This window comes from Myxococcus sp. AM009 (genome assembly GCF_013372605.1).
Lineage (GTDB): Bacteria > Myxococcota > Myxococcia > Myxococcales > Myxococcaceae > Myxococcus > Myxococcus vastator.
The window spans coordinates 42,051-58,418 of the sequence record NZ_JABXEP010000035.1 but is presented as its reverse complement, the minus strand read 5'-3'; the positions used below and the strand labels follow the sequence as shown (position 1 = coordinate 58,418).

4 protein-coding genes are annotated in these 16,368 nt (G+C 63.9%); all 4 read right to left on the bottom strand.

What is annotated here, in order from left to right; all coding sequences use genetic code 11:
• Window positions 1–430 (bottom strand): hypothetical protein (locus tag HV824_RS11665; RefSeq protein WP_176423295.1); only part of this gene is annotated, 430 nt, incomplete at its 3' end.
• A gap of 16 nt (window positions 431–446) precedes the next feature.
• On the bottom strand, window positions 447–1,532 hold the full coding sequence (gene apbC / locus HV824_RS11660) for an iron-sulfur cluster carrier protein ApbC (RefSeq protein WP_176421407.1): 1,086 nt from the start codon (window positions 1,530–1,532) through the stop codon (window positions 447–449).
• 377 nt (window positions 1,533–1,909) lie between these two features.
• Entirely contained in the window at window positions 1,910–2,368 is a 459-nt protein-coding gene (locus HV824_RS11655; protein ID WP_176423294.1) for a SitI3 family protein, read from the bottom strand.
• Window positions 2,369–2,376: 8 nt separating this feature from the next.
• Window positions 2,377–16,275 carry an RHS repeat-associated core domain-containing protein gene (locus HV824_RS11650; protein WP_176423293.1) on the bottom strand — a complete coding sequence of 4,633 codons (13,899 nt, stop codon included), beginning with the start codon at window positions 16,273–16,275 and terminating at the stop codon, window positions 2,377–2,379.
• Window positions 16,276–16,368: the final 93 nt, after the last annotated feature.

The following is a 16,368-nucleotide window of genomic DNA, read 5'->3' as shown; positions in this document are numbered from 1 at the left end:
GCTTGGAGGGGGGCTCGGCGGGGGCCTCCGGATCGGAGGGCTGCTCCTCCTTCTCGGGAGGCACCAGGCGGATCTGCGCCTTGATCTCCACCGTCATGCCGGACATGAGCTTGAGGAACTCGTCGCGGAGCTTCTCGGACTGGAGGAAGCGGCGGAGCTCCTCGGTGACGGCGCGCGTCACCTCGTCCTTGGTCTTCTCGGCCTGGCCGAGGATGAAGCCCAGGGCCTCCTTGGGGAGCTTGAGCTGGCCCGCGAGGTTGCGGATGCCCTCCTCGGTCATGAAGAGGGCACCCAGGCCGGCCACGGCCATGCGGCGGACGAACTCCGGAACGAAGCCCGCGGGCCCGTTGGAGCCACTGGAGCGGTCCTGCCGTTCGTCGTCGTCGAGCAGCGGATCGGGCGGGAAGTCGTCGTTGCCGGCCGGGGCCATGAAGTCTCCTCGATAGTTAGCGGGCCTGCATGACCGGCAGCGGAACGCTCTTGATGCTCTGGGCGGAGACGCGCCCCGCGATGTTCCGCGCGACGTCCTGGAAGGCCTTCGCCTCCGGGCTGTCCTTGGCGCTTACGACCACCGGAACGCCGGAGTCTCCAGACTCCCGCACCTTCAGGTCCAGCGGGATTTCGCCGAGGAATGGAATCCCGAACATCTGCGCGGCCTTACGACCGCCGCCGTGGTTGAAGATGGGCGTGGTGTGCGAGCAGTTCGGGCAGACGAACTGGCTCATGTTCTCCACGATGCCCAGCACGGGGATGTGGACCTTGTCGAACATCTGCTTGGCGCGGACCACGTCCGCGAGCGCCACGTCCTGCGGCGTGGTGACGAGCACGGCGCCCGCGGCCCGGATGGACTGGGACAGCGTGAGCGCGACGTCACCGGTGCCGGGGGGCAGGTCGAGGACGAGGTAGTCGAGCTCGCCCCAGTTCACGTCCCGGACGAGCTGCATCAGCGCGCCGTGGAGCATGGGGCCGCGCCAGATGAGCGCCTGGTCGGCCTCCACGAGGAAGCCGATGGACATGACCTTGAGGCCGTGGGCCTCCAGCGGGTTGAGCGACTTGCCGTCCGGGCTGACGGGGCGCTTGTCGCCCAGGCCGGTCATCAGGGGGACGGAGGGGCCGTAGAAGTCCGCGTCGAGCAGGCCCACCTTGGCGCCGTGCTGGGCCAGGGCGGTGGCGAGGTTGACGGCGACGGTGGACTTGCCCACCCCGCCCTTCCCCGCGCCGACGAGGATGATGTTCTTCACCTGGGGGAGGAGCGCGCCCGCGGGCATGCCTCCGCCAGCCGCGCGGACCTGGGCGCCCCACTCGATGTCGAAGGACTTGAGGCCGGGGACGGCCTTGAGGGCGGCCTCGGCGTCGGCCTGGATCTTCCCCTTCATGGGACAGGCAGGCGTGGTGAGCTCGATCTTGAGTTTCGCGGTGTCCCCGGAGACGCGGACGTCCTTCACCATTCCCGCCTTCACGAGGTCGATGTGAAGCTCGGGATCCATCACCTTCGACATCGCAGCGAGGATGTCGGCCTGGGTAACGCTCATCAGGACACCTGAAACCTTTTGGAAAACGGGCGGTTGTAAGCCGCCAGCGGGCGCGGAATCTGCCAGTCCAGGGGGGGCTGTCAACGTCGTTTAACGGGGCTGTACGCCCTGCGCACCCTGTAGGTGTCAGGCACGGCGGCCGATTGTCGGCCTGCTGAACGGGCCCATCAGGAGGGCTGGTGCGGGCACTGGCCAGAGGGATGATGGCTCGGTGCGCCGCTCGATTTCATCGTCGACGGAACGTCCTTCAAGCGCACTCTGCTGTGCCAGCACCCTCTCAATCAGCGTTGTGCTCGGTTGCACCGCGCATTCAACGCCGCTCAGCAGGTCAGTGGCCAGACGGCCCAACTGGCCATTTCTATGCGCGGTCTCTTACCCTACAAGGAAGGAAGCGTGCATATGGAAGGCTTGCGGCCAAACGATGACAGTACCCCATACTGCACAAATCCAGAAGAGGAGTTGACGCGCAACTCTCCTTCATTAACGACAAGCAGAACAGTATCGCCATTTGCAATCATTGCAACCCCACAAGAGAACACATCCGCTACGGCAACCGAGGCGACAGCCATCCCATTATACACTCTAGCCATGTCGGCTCCCTTGCCAATCCAGAATGAGACGTCAGTGTTTGCGACAATCCCAGTTGCCTCGCGCGACAACTCACGATCAAAGTCGCTCGCCGGAGCTGCCCAAATCTCAAACAACTCCCCGGAAATGCCCCAGGCGCCCTTGTTTTGAATGATATTGGGCGCCCCCCATCCGAGTGCATTGGCTACGACGCCAAGCACTTCCTGTGGGCTTGCTGAACCGCCAACGAGTAGCACATATCGCGCCATGGGAGTATCTACCTTTTTCCAGCAGAATAAACGTGATGGACAGTTCCAGATCGATCGATCACTATTACCTCCTTGAGGTTTGGCATTGGGTAGTCATTGAATTGCTTCCTTACTGCCCCTACGGAGGCTTTGCTGTTTTTGAGATTTAGCACAATTCGATTCGCCTGTTGCTGTTTGCCCTTTGGGTTGACCTTGCTCTCGTCAATCCAGCTCCACATGTTCCTAGGCTTATCCCCAAGCGGCGCGTAGTTGTCCCAGTGGAAGCCGTTGATCTTATAGTCAGGCCGCCTTTCGCTCGGTGATGTCGAGGGCTGGGCAAGCTGCTCAACCTGATATCCCTCGCGCGCAAGTACGTCGGCGCTTTCGTTCTCGGCAATGTCGGATAGGGAGTTCTCACGGCCCGTTCGGATTGTGGCGCGAGGGCCTGTCGGTTTGGCACTGCTATCCGGAGCTTGTGTCGGGAGCGTGCGATGGAGTTCCGGACCTTGCGTAAGCGTTAGCGGCTGACCGTGGGACTCGCCCATGCGTGCGTAAGACATCCAACGGTCTTGCGCCGCCTCCAGTCCCAATCGCGTAGTGCGAGCTCTCAGTTCCAAAGAGGCAGTTGCCCGGCTCCATGCTCCTTTGGCAGCTCGCCCTATGCCCTTTAGTAGGGCCTTTTCGCCCTGGAGGCCTATGCCTGCCTTGTCGGACCCAATCTCAGCGACATCTCTACATGCCTCCATGTCGCCCTGTGTGCATTGTGCGACGCTCAGTCCAAGGCCTGCCATGTCAACTGTCGTTTCAATGGCATATGCCTTCTCGGGATTGGCGGCAGCCCACGCAGCAAATCTGAGCGCTCCGGCACGAGCCACCCCTACGACGGGGCCCGAAGCCGCGATGAGACCACCATTCACCGTCAGATCATGCACTTCGCAAGCTTGCGACCCAGCGCCATCCTCTGCACACTTAAATGCGTTGTCCGAAATCGCCTGATACGCGTCATTTATCAGGCCGTCTGGCTCTCGGCCATCCGGGTCAGTGTATTTAAGCGGATTCCCATTGGCATACAGCCAAGGCTGCATCCCCGTGGGCATTCCAAGGTAGGCCCCCGCCCCTACGGGGTCCTCAGACAAGAACCGCCCTGTGTCCGCATCATACCAGCGCTGCTGGGCGTAGGTGAGCCCGGCCTCGGCGTCCCATGCGTGGCCCGTGTAGCCAATACTGGCTTGCGCAAACGTCGGACCCGTACCATTCCGGTACCCGCCCCAGGCGTTGAATTGGGAAGTGGTGAGGTCTCCGTCGGACTTAAGTCTACCTACCGCGCTCCCGAGCCCATCGTGCAAAATACGATCGCTGCCGGTAGCTACCACCAAGCCAGCCGCGCGCTGGTATAGCAGTGGCTCCATATCTGGCAGATGCTCCTCAATCAACGCACCTCCGCTCCATAAGTATCTTGTGACGTTGCCGTCACTTGAGCGAGAGCGCCTTAATCCTGCGTAATCATATGAATACGTGAGCGTTTGCTGCCAATCGCCATCCGTCAAATCCATTTCAACAAGTCTGCCAGCCGCATCAAAATACATCCAGCGAGAGAGCGCTCCTTTCACTTCGCGCACCACGCGTCCTGCGCGGTTTGCAAAATAACTCGTAACGACGATGTCCGTAGGTCCATCGCCAGGCAGTGGACCTAAGGCTTTTCTCCGAATCTCACGTAAAGAGCCGGGCGAATCAGAGGCGTCGTAGTGATATGTTAGGTGATTCTGTGGCTGAGTTGCCGCATCGAACGCCCCTTTCCCAAGGGGGCCTGTATATGCAGAGTCAGTCTTCTCCGCAAGTCTCGAACCATCGCTCGACAGACTATAGACAATGGCTTGTCCGTCTGGGTAGCGCACCCCTGTCAAGCGGTCAGCAGCATCGTACCCGTATTGCGTCGTCTCGACATTGACGGTCCCTTGTCTGACTGCAATTTCAGACAGTCTATTGTCGCGCTCGTCGTACTCATAGCTGAAGCGGAGTTGCGGCGAAGCTATTGGGCTGATGCAGTTCTCTGGAAGAGGTGCGTGCGTCACTGATTTGACTCTGCCGCGAGCGTCATAGCAGTATGATTGCTTGGATTCTGAGTTCCCCAGGGACAATAGGCGCTCGCCGCCAATCTCCCAGTCAACATCAAGAGTCCGCCCATCAGCCAAGACTACCGAATTCAGGCGCTGGAGGGCGTCAACTGTATATCGCGTGGTTCCCGCGTGGGATTGAAGTGATTTCAGTGCGCCGCTGTCGTGATACTCATAGACAACCGAGCTTGCGCTGTCGCCATCTGTCCAGAGGCGGTCGCGCAAGTCGTAGTCTAGCTTGCGTACGACTGAGTTACTGCCGCGGCGCTCAGTTATCTGGCGCAACTGATCAAGGCCATTAAAAAAATAATCAACTGATTCGATATCTTTAAATGTTCGCAGTGATCCTGAAGCGGTGCTTTGAGGAGGACCTGGCTTGAATATTTCGCGAACAGTTCGGCCGCGCCCATCGAAAAACCGTTCGAATCGCTCTCCCAGCGGATTCAGTACTTCAGCATTCCCGTTCAGCCAAAAGGTGCTCCAAGTAGACGTTCCGCGAGTTCGCGACCGCTCACGTCCGAGTGAGTCATACTTGAAGGATGAAGAAGGCGTGACGGATCCAGCCGGAGGCTGGATGCCTGCGAGGCGCCCGAAGGCGTCATAGGTGTACTCGAACGAGCCTATGTCAGCATTTGAAACCTGGAGCAATTCTCCGTTTGGCCCATGACTATAGTCCCATATGCTTGTTTCGGATTGCGAGTCGGCTGCGTGCCAGACCTGGGTGACATTTCCGGCATTGTCGTGTGCGGCATAACGGGTGCTCCGAAAGTCGTCGTCACGCCCATATTTCTCTGTTTCCAGCAGCCCTCGGGCATTGAAGGCCAGCATCCGGACACGCTGATCTGGAGTCGTAACGGACTTGGGCAGGCCATCCGCATAGTAGGTGTATGAGGTGAGTTCTGGGCCAAAGAGCTTGTCCTTGACCCGCCCGCTTGCCTCGTACGTCCACGTTCGTGCGGCAACATTGGCATCAAAGCCGAAGGGGACCTCCCACATTGATTTCCCGTCGGCATAGAAGTCCCATTGGTCCGTGCCGCCGCCCTGGGTGCGCTGAACAGCGTTACCGAGGCTGTCAAACTGTGTTGTTACAGTCCTGCCTCCTAGATTCGTCGTTCCCCAAACCCACGAATCAACGACAGTAGACTGTCGGGGGAGCCACTGTGTACTCGTCTCGTACCGGTATTCGCGACCCTGTGAAGACCACGCTTCAACTTCATTCCGTGTGCGGCCACGGTCATCAACGCCACTTGCCCCTTCCCGAGACACCTCAAACAGGGACTGGCCTTCCGCTGATTCGTGTCGCTTTACCCAGGTTCCGTCGTACCACGTACGAACAGTACGCGGCTCGTAATCCCCTTGCGCCCAAAGCTCCTCTTCCACCAGCCCGCGGGCGTTTCGAGTTTGGGTGACGATGGTGTCATGAGGGGCACGCTCCCTCTCTAGTCCACCACCGAGGTACTCATAGTTCCACTCAGCCAGCGCGCCAGCGGGGCTGCTTGGGGCCAACGCTTGGGTGCGACGCTCCAGCCGCCCCAGCGCGTCATAGTACATCTGCAACTCAGCGTTGCTCTGCGGCCCGACTTGCCTGCGAATACGGCCTTGCTCGTCATGGTAAAACTCAACCGTGCCAGTGGAGGGGACACTGGCCTTCAGGAGGTTGCCAGCCGCGTCATACTCCCACGTTGACTCTCGGCTGAACGTCGACGGATCGATGTACTTGACCTGCCTACCGAGCGTGTCATGGCTCCAGGAATGAACGGCCAGTTGCCCGTCCACGGTCTCCTGCATTGTTCGAACACGTCCGAGCGTGTCGAGAGTGTACGTCCTGACCTCCTGCCTATTCGAATCCTCGTCCCTGCCGTTCAGGTTCCTGGTCACGACAAGCGTCGTCGTCCCCGCGGACGAGTCGCTGTAGGCGCGCGTCTCAACCAGGGTTCTTGTTCCATGAACGGACTGAACTGTACGCTCGTGCCGCGTCATTCGTCCCATGACGTCGGCATATTCATACGTGTCTCGGAGGCCTGTCTCGTGGTCTTCCCGGAGCGTTACCCTCCCCGCCGCGTCGTACTCCGTTTGTGAATTGATGCCGCCATGGCTGTCCGCATGGCTGGCAACCCTTCGTTCGCGGCCAAGCGCGTCCACGGTCGACTCAAGAATATGGGGCCTTGGGATGGACCCGTCCTTGAGTGAGCCAAATGTCCGCTCGACTACGGCGCCTGATGCGTTCAAGACGACTGTTTCGACATCAGAGAATGAGCAATAGCCTGAACAGCCAGGGTCATTGAGCTTCGACTCATACTCCCAACGGACCGCGCGCCCCAGTGCGTCGTAACCGATACGCGTCCGCAGCCCGTTGCTATCGGTTTTCTCAACAACCTTGCCGTCTTCATCGAGCGAGTAGGTATAGGCAGAGACCGTTTCGACCTTCTCTCCGGTCAACCGTCCTGCTGAGTCATAGACGAGCTCATGGAGCTTCCCGCGTTCGTCCCGGAACGAGCGTAACTGGGTCCCCACGTATCCCGTGTAGTGAACCGTCGCCGGCTGGTTGTCCCGCCCGTAGCGAACGGTTTCTTCGCGCTTGAGCCCTTCCTGGGTCACTGTCTTCCGAATCTGTGTACGGCCCCAATGTCCAAGGGGAAGCGACTCCGTGACGGTCAGTTCATCGTCACCAAGCTCGTAGGCGTAACTCCACTCCTGAGGCGGCTGCCCTGGAACGGTTCGCGTAAGCGCTCGCCCGACCGCGTCATAGACCACATCCACCTGGGCCCCGGTGGTCTCATTGAACTCTGAGATCCGGTTACCCAGTCCGTCGTAGGTGTAGGCGACGGTGTACTGGAGCAATCCCCCAGTAGGCGTCTCGGTACCGTGAGCAGGGTGCGTCACGGTCACGAGCGTGGGGAGTCCAAGCGGCTGGGTGTCGTGCCCCGAGTAGGTCACCGTGTTCCCCGCCGAGTCCGTTCCTTCGACGACAACGCCGTCTGGGTCAGGGAACTGGGACGCAGTGAAAGCGATCCCAAAGGGCGTATCACTGATGGTGACGCCCATCGGATCACCCGCCTCCGACAGTGGCGTGGCTACAGCGGCTTGTTGAGTGCCACCCTTGAGCACAGACATGCTCGTTACGCGTCCAGTGACCTCGTGCCGGGATTGGACGGACCAAAGTTCGGTCGAGCTGCCTACACCTGGCACTGGGATGCTGTTCGGAGGCGACTGTTCGAGCAGCTTGCGATCGAGCTGCATCCGGCTGTTGTGGTCGTTCCGGATGCTCCGCCCGGAGGGAGACACCGAGACGTCCATCTGCACAGGGCCGCCCCGAGCATCACTGCCCCATGCCATCGTGCTGGGCCCCAAATCAGGGACGCGCACTGCGTTCGTGTTCCCATAGGCATTGAGCTGGAGTGTGACTTCGACACCATCCGGCCGGTGGATCTTTCGCATCGAGGAATCAGGCGCCACGATGCGCCAGCCCGGGCTGGGCATCCCCGTCCCATGGACCGATGTCACGACTTCGTGCAAATCCACATGCGCATAGGTGCCTTGCGCTGCTTCACGGCCGTACGTCGCTTGCCACTGGATTTTGCGGTCGCCCCCCATTGGCGGGCTCAAAAGGTACTTTGCCGTCTTGAGTTCATTTGAAGCGAGCCACAGCTTGTGCCCAGACAGTCCGGCAGGGAGTGGAAGGTACGTATACTCCCACGACTGCGTTGCATTCGAGCTCGTCCCCGGCGTTGCGCTGGGAAGCGGAGTGGACGTCCTCGTGACGCGAGTCAGGTTTCCGCGTGTGTCGTACCCGAAATCCAGGCTGTGCAAGACATTCTGGTCAGCGACAAGGACCAGTTCTACCGACTTCAGCAGCTTGAACCCTTGGTTTCGCGACAGGTTTCGCAGCCGGTAGGCGATGGCGGGATTCGCAACGTCAATCGCATCGTAGTCGAACTCGAGGCGCAGCTTGCCGGGCGAACGCTCCACGGTATCCAGGAGCGTGTCCTCCGCGCGGTAGGTCAGCTTCGTCCACCCCTCGTCGCCCACTCGACCCCGACCGTCATGGAACCTGTCGAGCAGCCAGCGTCGCCGCGTCTTCGGGGAGGAGCCACGCGCCAACGTTCCAAACTCGTAGACAAACCCATCAGGGGTCTTCACCTCCACGACGTTCAGGTCACCTCGCTTCACCAGCTTCACGTCCAAGCCATGTGAACGGTCGGTGGCGCAATCCGCCGCGGTGGCTGCCTCTTCGTCAATGGCACCGCACAACGGAACGTCATACGCCTGTCCCGCGAGTACGACGGTATAACGTCCAATCTTCTCCTCTTGGACATAGCCCTCGTAGCTGTGCGTCCACCCCACTCCCGAGGGCCCCACCCGACTGCTCTGGTTGTTGTAGGTGCGCGCGAAGCGGACCACCTCGGCCATTTGCGGGACGGAGAAGTCCTCGTGCTCGAAAGAGAGGTGCCCGTCGGCCACGTTGATGCCCTGAATGGTCGCTTGCCCCGGAGCTCGGGCATTGGCCCCCTCAAAACTGCCTCGAGGCCGCCCCAGCCGCTGGACGAGCCGGCGAGGCTCGGGAAGCTCAATCTCCTGGATCAGGTAGAATCGTGCCCCGGGATCGGGTGCACCTGGCATGGCGACCAGATGCGCGGGGATGGGGAGATGGAAGAACCGGGCCGCGTTGAGCCCCAGCTCGTCAAGCTGTTCGAGCTTCTGCTGCGCCGTCCCTGTTTCGCCTTGAATCTGGTAGGCGCCGTCGCCAAGCAGCGCTACGTCCGCTTGCTTGAGCAGGCTGTCCGCGGCGCAGTTTTCAGACGTGCAGACTTTCAAACGCCCCCGGTGAATGACACCCGGGTCGAGCGCAAACCGGGCAACGGCAGGCGTCGAAACGGGCCGGTCAAGCACCGCCTGACCTTCGTCATCGACTTCCACGGAGCGTTGCGCCGTGAAGGCGCTACCCGCCTTCAACAGGTCGACGCGAGGAGCCACCCCCATCAAGTTGAACCGATAGAGGACGTTCTCGGCGTTTCCGCTGAGGTACAGCTCCATGTACAGGATGTCATTCGCAGCGAGGACGTCGTCGATGAACTCGTTGTCGCACGAGCCGACCAACGCACCGTTGTCCAAGCTGATGTCGCACTCCACGCCATACTGGTCGCTGCCAAAGCGAACCACGTAGTCACCCGAAAGCGTTCCTGCGCGCCCGGGGGCGTCGGGCTCCAGGAGCGTCGCGAGAAACCGATACGAAAGGTCGTCTACGTTCGCCTCGGGCGAATCGCCCATGACGGGGCGCTGGCTCGCCCCGCCTTGAGCAACGACCTGGGGATTGGTGAGGTCCAGGACGCGGAACTCATGCTCCCGGTCCCGGTCGTAGCGCAGAACGCGGAACCCATCTGGATCAAGGCTGGAGTAGACGTTCTTCAGCCCAAGCGCGTGCTGGGGCATTCCAGGCAGGTGCGGTCCTGTGGGCTCTGTAAAGTCAGGCGGGCTGCTATTTCGCTCGTTGGGAGCCAGAACCCCGTCGCCGTCGAGGTCACGCGGGAACACCTCATGCCCAACGACGTGGAGGTAGTAGTTGGCGCGAGGCAAGCTACCCACGGTCATCTGCTGACCGCCAGCTCCGAGGATGCGCATCGCCGCCTGGAGCGCGGCGGAGCCTCGGCCTGGAACCACCCCGAACTGGGTCACCTCGGGTTGCTCCACGGCGGAGTTCGTGACGCGAACCACCCGGCCCGCGAGGGGCGGGACGCCAGCGGGCACGTCCTGGAGGTCCTGGCTCCGAAGGCATGCAGCCTGCTTGGTCGCGGAGGAAGCCGCACCTGGCCCATACTCCGAGCAGGTTTCGAGCAGCACTCCCGAGAGGCCAACGTCCCGCACGACATTCGGGGTGCAGTTCGGGTTTGAGCCTCCATCCAGCCCGGCAGAAGGTCCGCATGGGGATACGCCACCATTGACCCGGTCGGGCGGTAGCCCCGCATCCACCGGCGACGTGCGCACACCTCCGTCATCGCTACGCCACTCAACGGGGGCCATCGTCCGGACACGCCAATGGGTGTCCAGGTGCACGTAGGTGTCACGGGTCGTGGCCGCGCCGCCATGCCGGATGAGCGTCGGTGGCTGGTCCTGGCGGAGGCCACCGGCCTCGGCGCTTCGCCAGATCCGGACGTCGATCTCCGGAGGGAACAAGAACACCGGAGCGTCAATCCCAAGCTGTGCCACCGAGCACCGAGAGAGCTGCACGGTCTTCCCGAACTCCACGACCTGCAAAGGCCCGAGCTCGTCGTCCTGCGCACAGCGGCCTTCCGCATCCAGCTCCTTCTTGGAGATGGGCGGAACGGGCAGCCGCGTCATCCCGGTGTGGCCCGTCGCATGGTTGACCGCGACGACCACCAGCGGCTCTCCCGCTGCCAACCGGAGGAAGTTGGAGTGGTTGTCCCGACACTCTGTTTCGTAGAACGCGCGATCCGCGGCGCTCAGGTTGCTGGGAGCCGGAGCGCTCGGATCCTGGACGATGGCGGGATTGAGCTCCCGGCATCGGTCGCGAATGACGCGCTTGAAGGGCGTCGTGGGGCCCATGCGAACGCGCGCATAGTGACCTTGCGGGTCGTGCTGTCCTTGCGGCGTTGGCGCGCACTCCGCATCGGCCACGCCCACGGTGAACTGGGCGATGGGGCGGGTCAGGTCCTCCCCGCGGAAGAAATGAACTTCCGTCTGGGCAATGTCCTCACTGGCAATTGAAACGTAGGCACCCGCATCCGGGCTGTACTCGCTGGACGCGTTGGCCTCGCAGTCATGGCGCAGCGGACGGCCTTCACGGTCGACGAAGTGCAGCGCTCCGTGAAGCAGTCGCGCGTCAACCAGCAGGTCCGCGCGGGTCTGCATGCCCGAAGAGACGTTGAACGTCGCCGAGCACGTCGGATAGCTGGCCGTCACCATGGAGTGAACGACCGGCGCGCCCGTGACGGTGTCCCGTCCGATCATGGGCCGGGAACCAAGCGGCACATCGGCGCAGGCGATGCCCATCGAGCTGCCGGCGGGTACCGTGACGGGAATGCCGTATTCGCCTGTATCGCCGGTGAGGCCACTCATCGTCGGGCCAGGCCCCGTGACCGTGACGCGCAATCCCGGGAAGCGCACGACCGAATGCATCTCGACCGTGCCCGCGGTGGCTTGTTCATCCTTCGTGAAGACGAGGCGATAGAGGCCTGCCCTCGGGCCTCCATCCGCCTCCGTACCTCCATCGGAATCCGTTCCGCCGTCCGATTCCACCAGGGTCGCCTGGACGCGAAGGGTGTAGCTCCTCCGCTCGCTCCCCATCTGCCCGCCGAACGTGATCAGCGTGGTGCCGCGTGTCAGATCGACGTTGCCCGTCAGCGTGATTTCCGTCTGGTCCTCACTCTGGCTGCTTGCCGCCCAGACCTCGCCCGCGGGGGGGGCAATCTCAGCGCCACCTTCGACCTTCGCGGAGAGGAAGGCATCGAAACGCTCGCCCCTGGCGCCAGCGGAAATGCGCGTCACCTGCATCGACACGGGCAGGTGGTACGGGAAGGTCACCTGGCGAGGAACGGCGATGAGCTCCTGCGTGGCCTTCAGGAGCGCCACGTCGAGTTGCCGATCCTCCGGGGCACGAAGCGCTCCGACCACCGTCGCGGGCACCTGGTTCTGGATGGATTGATCCAGGCTGGAATAGACGTGGTTGCCATACATGTACTGCGCGTGCGCCGTGCCCAGGAGCGCGTCGAGCGCCTCTCGCCAAAGGGGCCCAAGTGGGCGCGATGGCAACAGGCCAGGGGGCAGCGCCCCTTGAATGCCACCGTCGCTGGCGGAGCTCCCCTGCCCGCCCATGTCCGCCAGGGCCCGCTTCACGATGTCATCCTGCGCCTCGGTGAGCGCCATGTAGCCGATGACTTCCACGGACCGGAGCTCCAGCGGCGTCTCCGTCCGGATGAACGCACCGTCCGAGGACACCCGAGCCAGCCCCATGCGCGCCAACGTGTGGTTGCGCGGCTCGTGTGCGAGCACTACGGCATAGCGGCCCGCAGCCATCTGCGTGACGTTGGGGAACTGCAGCAGCAGAGGCTTCTGGACGCGGAGCCCCGCCGGCCCGATCTGCCAGATGGCGGTGGGCGTTGAATGGCTCTCCAGCTTCATCGGGAGCGTGACGACCTCGAGACGCGTCGCCGTCAGAGTCCCCTGTGTCTTCCCATCTTCGAACAGCAGCGTCTCCGCGGCGTCATTGATGGGCCCATCCAGAGTCAGGCCCTCATGACGCGGCGAGAAGTCCACGTGCAGCGCCGTGGTGGTGTCCACGCGAACCGCGCTGTCGGTATCGACGGCGGTCAACGCGATGGGGACATCCACTGTCTCCTCTTCGGCGGTGAGGGTCAGCAGCCTTCGCACCGTGGGGAGAGGCCTCCCTTCCTGGGTCGTCCCGCCCTCGAAGCGCAGGACCTGCGGCCCCGACACCGAGGTGATGAGGGACCAGTTTCCGTCGGCGCCCGTGCGCACGGACTCCCCAGAGCTCTCCATCACCACGCGAGTCCCAGGGAGCGGCTGGAAGCTGTCGTCCATCACGAAGCCCCGCACACGCGTGAGGGGCCGGCGCACGCGGAGTTCACTCCGGAAGTCCGTCGCCTGCCCGGGCCCGATCTCCGCGGCCAGGTCTTCCACCTCGACCTGGAGCAGTTCGCTCTCGGGCAGCGGGGCGCGTGCGATGAACGTCGCGGTCTGGCCGCCTGGAGCAAGCGAATAGCCGCCCGGGAGCGGCGACCCCCGGTGAAGTACCCGGAAACCGGCGCGAACCGATTCGAGGGTGGCTGCCTTGTTGAACGACACGCTGATGAGCGCGTCCGTCTTGACGTCGAGAGCGCCTGTCTCCGGCTGAACGCCCGTGACGACCAGCGGCTCCGTGGCCGGATCCCGGAAGAACACCGTCACGGTGCTCCTCCCCGTGAACCCCTTCACGTCCGTCGCGGTCACCGGCAGGACGTTTTCGCCGAGCGACAGAGGAACGTCCGCGACATAGACTCCGGGGGACTCCTCGGCGGCCAGGCCCGTGCCAACGCGGACCTCGCTCAGTGCCGCGAACGCCACCACGCGGGCGCGGACTCGGACGATGGAGGCGGAGGCTTCGCTTCCGCTGACCGGCTCGAGCACGGTCACCCGCGGAGGGGCATTCTCCACGTTCAGCACGACCTCCCGCCGCGTCTGGTTGCCTGCCCGATCACTGGCAGCCACGCTCACGACGGTCTGCCCCATGGTCAGCGTCACGGGCATGCTGAAGCTTCCGCCCAGCACCGTCACGGGCACGCCTTGGACGGTGACGCCCGCCAGGTGGGTGTCGCCCACGGTTCCCTGAATCAGGTAAGGCGACTCGCTCACGGTGAGCGGGCTCGCGGCGGGGCGCGTCACCTCCAGCGACGGGGCGGTCCTGTCCACCTCGACGTCGCGAACCGTGCTCGCAGTGCGACCATCCGCGTCGGTCACCACGAGGTTCAGCGAGTGCTCCCCCTCTGGCAGCGTGAGTGACTGGCTGAAGCTGCGCACCGTTACCGTCGCGCTGACGCCATTGATCTTCACGTCAAGTGGGAGCGTGCCCCCTTCCACCTGCCCCACCACGGCCAGGGTGGCGCCTCCCACCACCGCGTCGGGCGAGGGCATATCCACACGAAGCACGGGCGCGGAAGAACCGGTGCCGGCGTCTGTGCCAGGCGTCCCCGAGTCCACCGGCGGCTCACCGCCTGCGTCGGAGCCGCTCCCGGCATCGGGCGGCGTCCCTGCGTCTCCTGTACCCCCATCCGGTTCGGGCACGACTCGCGTGACATCAATGGTGCTCTCCGTCCGAAGCCCATAGCCATCCATGGCCACGACGCGAAGCGTCTGCTGTCCCGGAGACAACTGCACGGTCCGGACAAACGCCCCATCCCCCGTGAGCGCCGCCAGCGCGCTCCCGACCACCACCGTCACGCTGTCCTCGGAATCCGCGACGGAGGCAGTGCCCCGCACCGTCACCGTGGGCTCTTCGGTCTGCAGGCCAGACGACGGCTCGGCCACCGTGAGCGTCGGCGCGACGCTGTTCGCGCGCACCTGGAGCGTGCGTGAATCGGAGAGGTTGATGGCATCCGTGACCAGGAGCTCCAGCGTGTTGCTCCCCTGCACCAGGGGGAAATCGACCTCGAAACCGCCGTCCGCCGCCACGCTGACGGGCGTACCGTTCAGGGTCAGCACCACGGGCGTCGTGTCCGTCGCCGTGCCACGGACCTTCACGGACTGGCCCCCGATGCGGGCACCCGCGGAGGGGCTGGTCACCACCAGTTGTGGCGGCGTGGAGTCCCTGAGAACGGTGACGGACACGACGCCCGAGTTCCCCGCCGCGTCCAGCGCGGTGACGACGAAGCGGTTCGCTCCTTCGGTCAGCGTCAACATACGCCGCCACAGGCCATCCTCGCCGCGAACCAGGTCCTGGCCACCGACCTTCACACTGGCCACGACATGGGCTTCCACAACGGAGGCGACCAGTTCCACCTGCGCTTCCTGGGTCACATGGCCCGCGGCAGGCGCTTGCACCGTCAGCGCCGGCGGCACCGAGTCAATCGTGAAGGCGCGCTCGACCTCCTCCACGTTGCCCGCCCGGTCGACGGCGCGCACGACGAGCACATGCGGACCTTCGGCGGAAACACTTCCTCCGCTCTCGAACGGCTGACCGTCCAGGGTGGCGGTCACCGTGTCCAGGTGGTCCTCCTCCACGGCGAACGTCAACACCACGGGACCGCGGAGATACTGGCCGTCCTGAGCCCCGCTGATGGAAATCACCGGCTTCTGGTCATCGAGCGTCACAGAGCGACAGGTGCGGCGGATGTTCCCGCACGCATCCCGAGCCGTCGTGACCAGCGCGTTCTGCCCAGGGAGCAGGGGAACCGCGGCGGTCCAGGTGCCCGACGTCAGCGTCGCGGCCACGCCATTGACCTCGACGCGCGTCGCATCCGCCCCCGCGGTGCCACTGGCCTCAAGCGGCGTACTCGCCGCCAGGGCGCCTTCCAAAGGCGACGTCAGCTCGAGCTGCGGCGCCACGGAGTCGACATCCACCACGCGGACGCGAACCCCGGAGCCCCTGCCTCCCGTCAGCTCCACTTTCAGCGTGTTCGCCGCCAGCAGCGGCACTTCGAGGACGTGCGGACGACCGGGCCCCTCCTCCGGTCGCAGACGTATGACGACGCGCCCGTTCAACATCACCTGCCCCGCGAGTGCTGCGCCCTCCTTCGTCTCCACGACGAGCACGCCTTGCGCGCCAGGGCCGGCCCCGTGGAAGCTTCGCGTCTCACGCGTTGGGATGCCGCGGCCTCGCTCGACTGTCAGGTCGAGCACCGCGCATGGAAGCTGCGACAGCTGGGCCACGGATGCCCGGGCGGTGCTCCCCCCCGTGGCGCGCAGCTCCAGTTGATTGGTCGTCCCCAGCCATACAGCGACAGCCTTTCGGCCCTCGCCGCTGCTGGCACTGACGACACGCTGGCCGTCCACCAGCACCTCGGCGCTTCCCGGAGCGCCCTGCCCCTGGCCGTCCCCATGCTGGAGCGCGAGCAGTCCCCATTCGCCAGCCCGCGCCGTGAAGGACACCACGCTCGGGGCGCCTGATGAGTCGATGGGGCCCGCCACCCAAGCCGCGGAGTGCTCTTCCGTCGCCACGGCCGAACAGAGGTCGGCGGGCGCCAGGTCGCCAGTCTCGAGCGCCGCGCGCATGACCTTGGCGGCGGTCTCCTCGGGGGGGCGTGACTCCTGAGAACATGCGGCGACCCAGAGCCCCATCGCCAGAACCTGCAGCAGCCGACTCATCCGACTTCCCTTCTGTGCACGACGCGCCCTGGCCCCGCCACTCCGAGCGAGGGCACTCCCCAGCAGCTGTGAATCGAAATCCATGGTGGTGCC